This is a genomic window from Methylobacterium terrae, assembly GCF_003173755.1.
GTDB lineage: Bacteria > Pseudomonadota > Alphaproteobacteria > Rhizobiales > Beijerinckiaceae > Methylobacterium > Methylobacterium terrae.
Genome location: NZ_CP029553.1, coordinates 947,427 through 960,090 on the forward strand (window position 1 = coordinate 947,427; position 12,664 = coordinate 960,090).

A 12,664-nucleotide genomic window follows, 5' to 3' on the forward strand; every position below is an offset into this window, starting at 1 on the left:
AGGGCGTTCCGTCGGCTCGGCTGCGCTGTTCGGCAGCCTGACGCTCCTGTCGGCCTTCCATCGACACGAGCGGGTCCGACGGCCCTGCGCTTCCCGACCGGCCTCCGGCTCGCCGCCGCGTGCCTCGGCCGGCAGCCCTTGGTCGGTCTCGTCCAGGGCCGATGCTCCATCGACGCACGCGGTGCCGGCGCCTGAGAGCGGGGGAAACGGCGTTCCATTACGAACGAGATACGCCTCGGCATCGCCAGGCAGCTGCTGGCCGACCCCGCGACGAGCTTCGCGGTGATCTCTGCCGTGCCGAAATTCTCCGAACGGCAAGGGCGGCGGTGCTGGATGTCCGCCGATCTTCCGCGGACCGGCATCTCCCGCACCCCCGGCGAAGGACCGCCGTGGGTCGGAGCAAACCTGGATCAGCGCCCGATCGCGCGCTGGCCTGGACCATCCGCCCGTCGGACGCGCGAGGCCGTCACTTCCTCAGGGGCACGCCCTTCGTGGTGAACCGCTGCCCGCCGCCCGCGTGGCGCACGGGGCGCGGCTGGCCTCGCCCGCTGCCCGGCCCCTTGCCTGTCCCCTTGCCTGTCCCCAGGCCGGTGCCCGGCGGCTGCGAGAACGGCACGAGCTGGTCCGGCCGCGGCCCGATGAGGTCGGCGCGGCCCATCTCCCGCAGCGCCTCGCGCAGCAGGGGCCAGTTCTCGGGGTCGTGGTAGCGCAGGAACGCCTTGTGCAGCCGCCGCTGCCGCAGTCCCTTGATCGCCTCGACCGGCTCGCTCGCGCCGCGCCGCACGCCCCGCAGCGTGTTGACCTCGGTGTGGTACATGGCGGTGGCGGTCGCCATCGGCGACGGCAGGAAGGTCTGCACCTGATCGGCGCGATAGTCGTTCTTCTTGAGCCAGAGCGCGAGGTGCATCATGTCCTCGTCGGTCGTGCCCGGATGCGCCGCGATGAAGTACGGAATCAGGTAGTATTTCTTGCCTGCCTCCTTGGCGGCGGCGTCGAACATCTCCTTGAAGCGGTCGTAGGTGCCGATTCCCGGCTTCATCATCTTGTCGAGCGGGCCGCGCTCGGTGTGCTCGGGCGCGATCTTTAGACGGCCGCCGACGTGATGGGTCACGAGCTCCTTGACGTATTCGGGGCTCCTGACCGCGAGGTCGTAGCGCACGCCCGACGCCACCATCACCTTCTTGACGCCCTTCACCTCGCGGACCTTGCGGTAGAGCCGGATCAGGTCGTCGTGCGAGGTGTTCAGGTTCGGGCAGATGTCCGGGAAGACGCAGGACGGCAACCGGCATGCCGCCTCGATCTTCGGGTCCTTGCAGGCCATCCGGTACATGTTGGCGGTCGGCCCGCCGACATCCGAGATCACGCCGGTGAAGCCCGGGGTCTTGTCGCGGATCCGCTCGATCTCGCGCAGGATCGAGCCCTCGGAGCGGTTCTGGATGACGCGGCCCTCGTGCTCGGTGATCGAGCAGAAGGTGCAGCCGCCGAAGCAGCCGCGCATGATCGTCACCGAGAACTTGATCATGTCCCAGGCGGGGATCTTCGCGTCGCCGTAGGACGGATGGGGGGCGCGGGCGTAGGGAAGGTCGTAGACCGCGTCCATCTCGTCGCTGGAGAGCGGGATCGGCGGCGGGTTCAGCCACAGGTCCCGGTCGCCGTGGCGCTGGACGAGCGGGCGCGCGTTGCCGGGATTGGCCTCCCGGTGCAGCACGCGCGAGGCGCGGGCATAGGCCTCCTTGTCGTCCTTGACCTCGTCGTAGGCGGGGAGCCGGATGACCGTCTCGCCGGCTCTTCGCGCCGCGGCCTCGTCGGCGGAATCGAGATCGTCGGCGGGCAGCTCGGCGTAGTGCTCGGGCACCCGGCGGAACAGGGCGACGCCCCGCACGGAATCGATCTCGTGCGGCGCCTCGCCGGCGGCCATGCGGTTCGCCACCTCGACCACGGCCCGCTCGGCGTTGCCGTAGATGAGCAGGTCGGCCTTGGCGTCCGCCAGGATCGAGCGGCGCACCTTGTCGGACCAGTAATCGTAGTGGGCGATGCGGCGCAGAGACGCCTCGATGCCCCCGAGCACGACCGGCACGTCCTTGTAGGCCTCGCGGCAGCGCTGCGTGTAGACGATGGTGCAGCGGTCCGGGCGCTTTCCGCCCTCGCCGCCGGCCGTGTAGGCGTCGTCGTGGCGCAAGCGCCGGTCCGCGGTGTAGCGGTTCACCATCGAATCGAGGTTGCCGCCGGTGACGCCGAAGAACAGGGTCGGCCGGCCGAGCGCCTTGAACGGCTCCGCCGAATGCCAGTCGGGCTGAGCGATGATGCCGACCCGAAACCCTTGCGCCTCGAGCAGCCGGCCGATGATGGCCATGCCGAAGCTCGGATGATCGACGTAGGCGTCGCCCGTCACCAGCACGATGTCGCAGGCATCCCACCCGAGCGCCGCCATCTCGGCGCGGCTCATCGGCAGGAACGGCGCCGCCCGTCCGGCAGGCGTCAGCTTGCAGGCGAAGGAAGCCAGGGATCGTTCGGTTGAAGCACGGATGTCCATGGGGCCTTGCATAGGCCTCCGGGACCGGGCCGCCAAGACCCGGCCGGCAAGACCCGGCCGGCAAGACCCGGCCGGCAAGACTGCGATCAGCCAGCGCCGGGAGCGGGTCATGTGGAGTAGCGGTGCCGGGTCGGCTTCATGCGCAACGTCCTGGCCCAGGCCGGCCGCTCGGGCCGGCGCGTCGTGTCGGCCTTCATCGCCACCGCCTTCGCCCAGGAGGACGCAGCGGCTGCCCGCCAGCAGTGGCGGCGGGTCGCCGGTCAACTTCGGCCCAAGGTCCCGAAGCCGGCCGCCCTGATGGACGCGGCGGAGACCGACGTCCCGGCCTACATGGGCTTCCCGGCGGCAAACCGAGCCAAGCTGCACTCGATCAATCCGTTGGAGCGCCTCAACGGCGAGATCAAGCGGCGCACCGAGGTCGTCGGCATCTTCCCCGACGAGCGCTCGATCCGCCGCCTGGTCGGTGCGATCCTGCTGGAGCAGAACGACGAGTGGGCCGTGCAGCTTTGCCGCGACATGACCCTGGAAAGCATCGCTCCGGTCGGCGATGATCCCCTCGTCAGCCTGCCCACCCTGGCAGTCTGACCGGTCCGGCCCTGCCGGTCATCGTGGTGGATCAGTCCCAACTACACCACGCCCCGGGACACGATCTGCGCGAGATTTTTCGTCAACGCCCCGCCCTCTTGTTCAGCCGCCTCGCAACCTGCTTCGACCACGCCACCGCCCTCAGGTGCAGGATAGGACCAGGGCGGAGCGAGGGCGAGGCAGGCCGCCACGCTCATTCGAGCGTCGCCAGAAAGATCGCAGTCCTCACCGCGCACCTGCTCCGAGCCGTTCTCCAGCGACGGCAAGGAGCGGCGCGTCGGCCAAGCCCGGCGGCGTCAAACTTGGCTGCGCAGCCCACATTCACTGCCAGAAGCTCTTGCACTGCCAGAAGATCTTGCGCTCAGCTACGAAATTTGGTGCCGGATGCCGACTACTACAGGCTCAAAACCATAATTTGGAATCGAGTATTTTTGACAATTCTGGGCCGATCAAATCTCCGATTTTCTTGCATCCGCGGCCGTTGGGATGAAGTCCATCATAATAAAAAATATCCTTGTCTTGCATCTGCTCCGCAAGATCCACGAAGTATATTCCATTCTGCTCGGCGATATGGCGCGTCGCGTCATTTATTTGTAAAGCTCTCCCGAGCCAATCACAATAATCAGAGCCGAGCGTTTTCACGCCGGCGCAGGTGCGCATACGAGGCGTAAACCCCCACGTCGTCAAAAGAAATGGAATATTGAACTGCGTACAGGTTGAATGAAACAGTTGCAAAATAGAATTTCTAGTTGCATTCAGTCCGTCGTAAGACTCGGCCTCGCCAAGGATATTTGGGCAGTCCAGCGCATCGGCGGGCTCTATAAGACCCTCCCAGAACGATTTGCCGGAACTCATCCTGACGATGTCCATCATTCCGCTCGTCAAGATGATACCCCGCGGACGAAGGGGCAGGCATTTCGCGACGAGAAGCTGATAGAGATCGAGTGTCGTCGCGCCGGTCACACCGGCATTCCGAACTGGTACGGAGTGTCCAGCGTCCCGAAGATACCTTGAAATACAGACCGTAGCGCGCTCATCTTCATCGACGAACATATTCTCGACGACGCTGTCACCCAAGTAAATTATCGGGCGATTGGCTTCTTCATCATCCAATGAACCTATTATGAACCCATTTATATCCGTTCTTATGATATAATCTTGACTTAATATCGTGTTATCACAAGTATTTAAATAAGAAGGGTCCGGCTTGATGGTTGTGTTTTTTCGTGGGGCATGCTCGCGTAATCGAATACATCTTGACATTGTTAGAAATCCTTGATTTTTGCATCGTCTGTAAGAGAAAGCCCCTAGTCGCTAAGGCTGCCCGATTTGCCAGGATCCCAAGGGGTCTGAGAATGCCCGGCAATTATCGACAGGGATGCGGAACAGCATTCGCGCCAATCATAGGAATAGGGTTCGCCTGCCTCGCCGCCGCGGTCATCGCCCATAGCTCCAAATTGGGATCATGCCCAGCTGCTTGATCGGGTGCGGCAGAAACACGCGCAATGGGCCGATCCTTATGAGCTTGTCCGTCACGTCGGCAGCGAGCGGGATGAGTTGACCCTTCCAGTCGCCGCGCACAGCGCCGAACTCGGGGCTGACGCCGAACAGCCACAACGTTTCCCACCCGGCCGAATGAGCTTGCATGCGCCACCGCTTGAAGAGCTCGTCGCTGCGCCGCCGGTCCGTCTTGCACCACTCGTTGGGGCGATGGTCTCGGCAGGGGACGGCGCCGGGCGACAGGCTGGCGAGGCCGCGAGACCAGGCGAGGACGGTGGCGGGGAGGGCAGGGGAGGCGGAAACGCTCATGTTGAGTCGCGTGGCCCCGATCGAGGTGGGCGACGGCCGGCGCCTGTGCCGGGATTGTGCCGATTCTTGTGCCGGCACACCCGTAACGCCTGAAGCGGCACGCCGTCGCCTCAGAGGGGAGACTGCGCCGACTCCCGCGCCCGCAATTCGCGTTCCGTTCCCGGATGTCCGCGGTAGCAAGTACTGGAAATCAAAAGGAAAAATGGCTGGGGCGCCAGGATTCGAACCTGGGAATGGCGGTACCAAAAACCGCTGCCTTACCGCTTGGCGACGCCCCAACGCGCGGCTGGGGCTTCCTTAGCCGGGCGGGGCCGCGCTGGCAACCGGGGCGTGGGCGAGGATCCGTCGGGACGGACTGCCGGTCTCGGCCGCGAGGGGGTGGCCGCGGCGGTTGGAGGGGCTTTCGGGCTCGTGTATGCCGGAACCGCCGACGGCGAGACAACGAAGCGGCAAGGCAACGACGCGGCAAGTCGGTGACGCGGACGGGGAGGAGAGCGAGATGAGCACGCAGAAGGTCGCGCTGGTGACCGGAGCCGGTTCGGGGGTGGGGCGCGCGGTGGCGCTCGGGCTCGCCGAGGCCGGGTACGACGTGGTGCTGTCGGGGCGCCGCCCCGAGCCGCTCCAGGCGGTGGCGGGCGAGATCGAGGCCAAGGGCCGGCGGGCTTTGGCGCAGCCCACCGATATCGGCGACGAGGCCTCGGTGGCCGCGCTGTTCTCCCGCGTCGAGGAGACCTTCGGCCGCCTCGACGTGCTGTTCAACAATGCCGGCATCGGCGCGCCGCCGGTCGAGCTCGACGAGCTGCCCGTCGCGACCTGGAAGGCGGTCGTCGACACCAACCTCACCGGCGCCTTCCTGTGCACCCAGGGCGCGTTCCGGCTGATGAAGAAGCAGCAGCCCCGCGGCGGGCGCATCATCAACAACGGCTCGATCTCGGCCCACGTGCCGCGGCCGTTCTCGGCGCCCTACACCGCCACCAAGCACGCGATCACCGGCCTGACCCGCTCGACCTCCCTCGACGGGCGCGCCCACGACATCGCCTGCGGCCAGGTCGACATCGGCAACGCCGCCACCGACATGACGGTGCGCATGCAGGCGGGCGTGCCCCAGCCCGACGGCTCGACGAGGCCTGAGCCGACCATGGACGCCAGGCACGTCGCCGACGCGGTGGTCTACATGGCGAGCCTGCCCCTCGACGCCAACGTGCAGTTCATGACCGTGATGGCGACCAAGATGCCGTTCATCGGCCGCGGCTGAGGGGCCCCTCTGGCCCTCCGGCGCCGGCTTGGGATAGAGAGGCGGCGCGGGCGCCGACGCGGTGCCCGCGCCTTCCCATATCGGGATGATCCCCCCACCGACGACCGGGCCCCGACGGACCCGCGACAGAACCCCCGGGTCCGGGCTAGACACCTTCCATGCTGATGCAGACAGACGCCCCGCGCGCCCCCGCCGATCCGGTCGCCCGGCGCCGCACCTTCGCGATCATCTCGCACCCGGATGCCGGCAAGACCACGCTGACCGAGAAGCTCCTGCTGTTCGGCGGCGCGATCCAGCTCGCCGGCGAGGTCAAGGCCAAGCGCAACCGCGTCTCGACCCGCTCGGACTGGATGGGCATCGAGAAGGAGCGCGGCATCTCGGTCGTCACCTCGGTGATGACCTTCGAGTATGGCGACTGCGTCTTCAACCTGCTCGACACGCCGGGCCACGAGGACTTCTCGGAGGACACCTACCGGACGCTGACCGCGGTCGATTCCGCCGTGATGGTGATCGATGCGGCCAAGGGCATCGAGGCGCGCACCCGCAAGCTGTTCGAGGTCTGCCGCCTGCGCAACATCCCGATCGTCACCTTCGTCAACAAGCTCGACCGGGAATCCCGCGATCCCTTCGACCTCCTCGACGAGATCGAGAAGACGCTCGCCCTCGACGTGGCCCCGGTCACCTGGCCGATCGGGCGCGGCCGGAGCTTTGCCGGCACCTACGACCTCCTGCGCCGGCGCGTCCGCCGGCTGGATGCTGCCGACGATGCCGGGACGGTGCCGGTCTCAGGCCTCGACGACCCGCTCTTCGACGCCCTGCTGCCGGAAGCGGGTGAGGCCGCGACCTGGCGCGAGGAGGCGGAACTGGCGGAGGGCGGCTGCAAGCCGTTCGACCTCGAGGCCTTCCGCGAAGGCCACCTGACCCCGGTGTTCTTCGGCAGCGCCTTGCGCAATTTCGGCGTGCGCGACCTGATCGACGGGCTCGCCGAGGTGGCGCCGCCGCCGCGCGGCCAGGACGCCGACACCCGCGCGGTCGCACCGACCGAGCCGAAGATGACCGGCTTCGTGTTCAAGATCCAGGCGAACATGGACCCGAACCACCGGGATCGCATCGCCTTCATGCGGGTCTGCTCCGGCAAGCTCAGCCGCGGCATGAAGGCGAGGCTCGTGCGCACCGGCAAGCCGATCTCGCTCTCCTCGCCGCAATTCTTCTTCGCCCAGGACCGCGCCATCGCCGACGAGGCCTATGCGGGCGACGTCGTCGGCATCCCCAACCACGGGACCCTGCGCATCGGCGACACGCTCACGGAAGGCGAGGAGCTGGTCTTCCGCGGCGTGCCGAGCTTCGCGCCCGAACTGCTGCGCCGGATCAAGCTCACGGATGCGATGAAGGCCAAGAAGCTGCGCGAGGCGCTGCAGCAGATGGCGGAAGAAGGGGTGGTCCAGCTCTTCCTGCCGCAGGACGGCTCGGGCGCGATCGTCGGCGTCGTCGGCGCGCTGCAGCTCGACGTGCTGAAGGAGCGGCTCCAGGCGGAGTACGGGCTGCCGATCGACTACGAGCCGACCCGCTTCACGATCTGCCGCTGGATCGAGTCGGAGGACCAGGCCGAGCTCGACAAGTTCGTCGGCTCGCACGGCTCGTCGATGGCGAGCGACCTCGACGGCGCGCCGGTCTTCATGGCGACCACCGGATTCTCGCTGCGCTACGAGGAGGAGAGGGCCCCGGCGATCCGCTTCACCGACATCAAGGACTACCAGAAGCGGCGGGCGTGAGACGGGGTCCCGGCACCGGGACGGCGCCGGGACCTAGAACTTGCCGAGCAGCGGGAAGTCGACGTTGAGGCTCGAGACCGGCCCGATCGGCGTCTCGCGCTTGCGCGGCCGGCCGTTGAGCACCTGCTTCAGCTTGGTCTTCAGGAGCGACAGGTCGAACGGCTTGAGGATGAAGGCATCCGCGCCGGCGAGGTGCGCCACGTTGATGTCCTCGAAGCTGAACGAGGTCTCGGTCAGGATGAACGGCGTGTTCATCAGCACGTCGTCGGCCCGGATCTCGCGCAGGAGCTGGATGCCGTCCATCGGCTCCATGTCGAGGTCGGAGATCACGAGGCCGTAGCGCTTGGCGCGCAGCTGCTCGAGCGCCTGCGGCCCGTCGGTCACGCCTTCGACCTCCGGGAAGCCGAGGCGGTTCATCAGCTCGGTCACCAGGCGGACGAGTTTGACCTGGTCGTCGACGATCAGGATCGGGGGTGCTTCGCTCATCGGAACCAGCCAGCGGGTTTAAGTTTCACGACGGACCGTCGGGGGGCTTCCCGGCGGCTCCTAGACGAAGAGGTGGTCGATGCCCTGCTTGGCCATGGTCTCGGCCTGGAGCGTCTGGGCGAGGGCGTAGATCGTGCTGGCCTTCGGCGTGCCGCGCTGGAGCATCGGCCCCAGATTGGCCTTCTGGAACAGGGCGTCGTTGTTCGCGGTGCGCGGGGCCGTGGCGAACGAGGTCACGAACTCGCGCTTGGCGATCTCCCGCCACTCGACGATGTGCACGTCGCGGTGGCGCGGGTCGCCGCTGATCCGCTGGAACGTCTCCTGCACCGACATCCGCTCGCCCTCGAGGATCTGGATGAAATAGCCCTGATCGACGATCAGCAGGCTGGTGATCACCGAGAACTCGTTCTTCTTCTGCGCGTGCCGGGCGATGTCGTTGATCTGGCGCGCGCGCTCGACCGGGTCGGCGGAGAGCTGCGCCCGTGAGAAGTAGATCAGGTGGATGAGGCTGCTTCGCTTGCTCGTGCGCATATCCCTGGGTCCAGCGCCGTCCAGACATGCAGCTAAGGGCAAGAGGTTCAACAGCGCGTAAACGTCACCCCGTGCGGCGTGCGGCAGATTTTGCCGCGGGAGGCCGGCCGCGCCCGGCGGGTTTTGCCGCGCGACGGGTCGGGCCTCCAATGAAATCAATGACTTGGCCCTGGCACACGGCTTGCGGATCCTCTCCCCGAACGACGTATGGCGGGATGGAGTCCTGGGGAAGATGGACGTTTTCAGCGCGCTGCAGACCTCGGTCTCGGGCCTCAAGGCCCAGGCCTTCAGCCTCGAGAACATCTCGGGCAACATCGCGAACTCGCAGACCGTCGGCTACAAGCGGATCGACACCGACTTCGTCGACATGCTGGCCGAGCAGCCGGCCAAGCAGCAGACCGCCGGCTCGGTCGCGGCCTTCGCGAAACTGACCAACAGCCTGCAGGGCAACGTCGCGGCGACCGGCATCGCCACCAACATGGCGCTCAACGGCGACGGGTTCTTCACGGTCAAGACCAAGGGGGGCGACGCGGGCGGCGCACCGGTCTTCTCGGGCTCCGACCTCTACACCCGCCGCGGCGACTTCTCGGTCGACCGGGACGGCTACCTCGTCAACGGCGCCGGCGCCTACCTCACCGGGCAGAGCCTCGACCCGGCCACCGGCCAGTCGACCGGCACCGGACCGATCCGGGTCTCCGACGCGGGCCTGCCGGCGAAGGCCACGACGGGCATCTCCTACGCGGCGAACCTGCCGAGCAACCCGGCCACCACCTCGGGCACGGCGCTGCTCGGCACCCTCCCGGGCGGCGATCCGCGCGTGCTCACCGGCACCGCGGCGGGCAAGACGGTCGCGGCCTCCGATTCGGCGGCCTTCGTCGGCTCCAGCGTCGCGGGCGGCGAGCTCACGGCCTATTCGGGCACCGGCACCCCGGTGAGCGTGCAGCTGCGCTGGGCCAAGGTGGCGGATGCCGACGCGACCGCCGGCACCGGCGGCACCTGGAACCTGTTCTACGCCAACCAGACCGGCACGGGGACCTCCGCCACGGGGACCTCCGGGACGACCTGGCAGAACGTCGGCAGCGCCTTCACCTTCAACGGCAGCGGCCAGCTGACCGCGCCCACCGGCACCAGCCTCAGCATCCCCGACCTGACGGTGAACGGGACGAAGCTCGGCGCGGTCGCGCTCAATTTCGGCACCGGCGGCCTCACCCAGTACGGCTCGTCCGGCGGCCAGGTCTCGACCACGACCCTGCAGCAGGACGGCTACGCCGCCGGCACCCTCAACTCGCTGGCGGTGACGAACGACGGCAAGCTGACCGGGACCTATTCCAACGGCAACAGCGTGGCGCTCGCCCAGGTCGGGGTGGCACGGTTCAACGCGCCGAACGCCCTCAAGGCGGTCTCGGGCGGCAACTACGCCCAGACCGCGGAATCCGGCGGCCCGCTCACCGGCATGGCCGGCACCACGATCATCGGCGGCAACGTCGAGCAGTCGAACACCGACACGGCGGGCGAGTTCTCGAAGCTCATCGTCACCCAGCAGGCCTACTCGGCCAACACCCGGGTGATGTCGACCGCCCAGCAGATGATGTCCGACCTCATCAACGTGATCCGCTGACGCGGATCGCTCCATCGTTCCCCTGCCGCGATCCGGGCGACCGGATCCGGCCCGTTCTCCCCCTGCCGCGATCCGGGCGACCGGATCCGGCCGACGCACGAGACGCCGGACCGCGCCGCGCCCCGATCCGGGGCGCGGGCGGCACGGCCCGGCCCTCACCCGCCTCCCCGGATCCGACCGATGTCCCTCAACGCCCTCAACACAGCGACCGCCGGCCTGCAGGTGACGCAGGCCGCGATCGGCCTCGTCTCGCAGAACGTCGCCAACGCGGGCAGCGCCGGCTACGTCAAGCGCGTCCTCACCCCGGTGGCGCAGCTCGGCAATTCGGGCGTCGCCACGGGCACGATCAGCCGGACCCTCGACGCGGTCTCGCTCAAGCAATTGCGGCTCGAGACCGCCGGGGCGGCCTTTACCGGGCTCACCGCCAAGGTGCAGGGGCAGCTCGACGCGCTCTACGGCAATCCGGGCAGCGCGGCCGCCCTCGACGGGGTGATGAACGGCTTCACCCAGTCCCTCGTGTCGCTGACGACCGACCCGACCTCCGCCGCCGCGCGGGCGAGCGTCGTGAGCAGCGCCCGGTCCGTCGCCACGACGGTGTCCGGCATCGCGAAGGGCGTGCAGGACCTGCGCACCGGCCTCGAGGGGCAGCTCGGCACCGACGTCGCCGCGGCGAGCGCGCTCCTGACGCAGATCGCCGCGAGCAACACCAAGATCGTCGGCGCGACCGGCAACTCGAGCGGCGACACCAGCATCGCCGAGCTCCTCGACCAGCGCGACCAGCAGATCAACGCGCTGTCGCAGTACCTCGACGTGCAGGTGAGCGAGCAGCACGACGGCTCGGTCACCCTGCTCACCGCCTCCGGCGCGACGCTGGTCGACCACGGCGCGGCGGCGAGCCTGGCCTTCGACGGCCGCGGCACCCTGAGCGCCCAGGCGCAGTACGCGAGCGATCCGGCGGCCCGGGGCGTCGGCACCGTGACGGCGACGACGCCGGCCGGCGCCAGGATCGACCTCGTCGCCACCGGGGCGATCCGCTCCGGCTCGATCGCCGCCGCGATCTCCCTGCGCGACGACACCCTGGTCCAGGCGCAGCGCCAGCTCGACGACCTCGCGGCCGGCCTGTCGCGGGCGGCGAGCGACCGGCCGGCGACCGGCACCGCGGTGTCGGCGAACGGCCTGTCGGGCTTCGACATCGACCTCACCGGGCTCCAGGCCGGCAACGCCGTGACGCTCGGCGTGCGCAACGCCGCGGGCGTCGGCCGCAACCTGATCCTGATGCCGACGAACGGGGCGGCGCCGACGCCGATCGACCCGAGCCTCACCGACGACCCGACCGCGCTCGTGGTGCCGGTCGACATCTCGGGCGGGCCCTCGACCGTCGCGGGCAAGATCGGCGAGGCGCTGGGCGCCGGCTTCACCGTCTCGGCCGCGCCCGGCGGGGCGGCCGGCGGGTTGCGCATCCTGTCGGACCCGGCGCGCCTGACGCTCACCGGCGCCTCCGCCTCGGTCACGGTGCCGACGAGCGCCGCCGACACGAGGACCGGCGCCGGCCAGCTCGCGCTGTTCGTCGATGCCGGGACCGGCAACGGCGTGTTCACCGGCTCGTTCGAGGGCGGCTCGCACCTGACGGGCTTCGCCCAGCGCCTCGCCGTCAACCCGGCGGTCGTCGCCGATTCGTCGACGCTGGTGAACACCACCGACGGCACGAAATCGGGCGACGCGACGCGGCCGCAATACCTCGGCGACGCGCTCACCAACCGCACCCTGACCTTCTCGGCGGCGAGCGGCATCGGCGGCGTCAGCGCACCGCGCTCCGCCACGGTCGTGGGCTTTACCCAGTCGGTGATCGATGCCCGCGGCGCGGCGAGCGCCGAGGCGACGCAGCTCGACGAGGGCCAGACCATCGCCCTGTCCTCGGCCCGGAGCCGCTTCGGCAAGGAATCCGGGGTCAGCGTGGACGAGGAGATGTCCAAGCTGATCCAGCTCCAGACCGCCTACGGCGCCAATGCCCGCGTGCTGACGGCCGCCCGCGACATGCTCGACACCCTGCTCCGGATCTAACGAGGACCGCCCGC

9 protein-coding genes, 1 tRNA gene and 1 pseudogene are annotated in these 12,664 nt (G+C 68.5%); 5 read left to right on the top strand and 6 right to left on the bottom strand.

Going from position 1 to position 12,664, the window contains the following annotated elements:
• Positions 1 to 466 precede the first annotated feature (466 nt).
• On the bottom strand, positions 467 to 2,533 hold the full coding sequence (locus tag DK419_RS04245) for a YgiQ family radical SAM protein (RefSeq protein WP_109957992.1): 2,067 nt from the start codon (positions 2,531 to 2,533) through the stop codon (positions 467 to 469).
• A gap of 120 nt (positions 2,534 to 2,653) precedes the next feature.
• Here DK419_RS04245 and DK419_RS04250 point away from each other — a divergent pair.
• A pseudogene (locus DK419_RS04250) lies at positions 2,654 to 3,118 on the top strand (transposase); the annotation flags it as partial.
• 402 nt (positions 3,119 to 3,520) lie between these two features.
• Here DK419_RS04250 and DK419_RS04255 read toward each other — a convergent pair.
• The 3 genes from DK419_RS04255 to DK419_RS04265 form a co-directional block, all read right to left on the bottom strand.
• Entirely contained in the window at positions 3,521 to 4,195 is a 675-nt protein-coding gene (locus DK419_RS04255) for an SGNH/GDSL hydrolase family protein (RefSeq protein WP_162561142.1), read from the bottom strand.
• A 360-nt stretch (positions 4,196 to 4,555) separates the two neighbouring features.
• The gene (locus DK419_RS04260) at positions 4,556 to 4,927 is read right to left on the bottom strand and encodes a hypothetical protein (protein ID WP_208642280.1); all 372 of its coding nucleotides are present in this window, start codon (positions 4,925 to 4,927) and stop codon (positions 4,556 to 4,558) included.
• 203 nt (positions 4,928 to 5,130) lie between these two features.
• Positions 5,131 to 5,205: transfer RNA gene (locus DK419_RS04265), tRNA-Gln, on the bottom strand.
• Positions 5,206 to 5,426: 221 nt separating this feature from the next.
• Here DK419_RS04265 and DK419_RS04270 point away from each other — a divergent pair.
• On the top strand, positions 5,427 to 6,182 hold the full coding sequence (locus DK419_RS04270) for an SDR family oxidoreductase (RefSeq protein ID WP_109957994.1): 756 nt from the start codon (positions 5,427 to 5,429) through the stop codon (positions 6,180 to 6,182).
• A 158-nt stretch (positions 6,183 to 6,340) separates the two neighbouring features.
• On the top strand, positions 6,341 to 7,954 hold the full coding sequence (locus tag DK419_RS04275; RefSeq protein WP_109957995.1) for a peptide chain release factor 3: 1,614 nt from the start codon (positions 6,341 to 6,343) through the stop codon (positions 7,952 to 7,954).
• Between the two features lie 33 nt (positions 7,955 to 7,987).
• Here the strand turns inward: DK419_RS04275 and DK419_RS04280 are convergent, their stop codons facing one another.
• Together DK419_RS04280 and DK419_RS04285 are read right to left on the bottom strand one after the other, a co-directional pair.
• Entirely contained in the window at positions 7,988 to 8,440 is a 453-nt protein-coding gene (locus DK419_RS04280) for a response regulator (protein ID WP_109957996.1), read from the bottom strand.
• 60 nt (positions 8,441 to 8,500) lie between these two features.
• Positions 8,501 to 8,971 (bottom strand): BLUF domain-containing protein, encoded by a 471-nt coding sequence (locus tag DK419_RS04285; protein ID WP_109957997.1) that lies wholly within the window; start codon positions 8,969 to 8,971, stop codon positions 8,501 to 8,503.
• 232 nt (positions 8,972 to 9,203) lie between these two features.
• Here DK419_RS04285 and DK419_RS04290 point away from each other — a divergent pair, with 232 nt between their 5' ends.
• Together DK419_RS04290 and flgK are read left to right on the top strand one after the other, a co-directional pair.
• Complete coding sequence (locus DK419_RS04290; protein WP_109957998.1) at positions 9,204 to 10,589, top strand: flagellar hook protein FlgE; 1,386 nt, start codon at positions 9,204 to 9,206, stop codon at positions 10,587 to 10,589.
• Positions 10,590 to 10,769: 180 nt separating this feature from the next.
• Positions 10,770 to 12,650, top strand: coding sequence for a flagellar hook-associated protein FlgK (flgK, locus tag DK419_RS04295; RefSeq protein ID WP_109957999.1), 1,881 nt, complete (start codon positions 10,770 to 10,772; stop codon positions 12,648 to 12,650).
• Positions 12,651 to 12,664 lie beyond the last annotated feature (14 nt).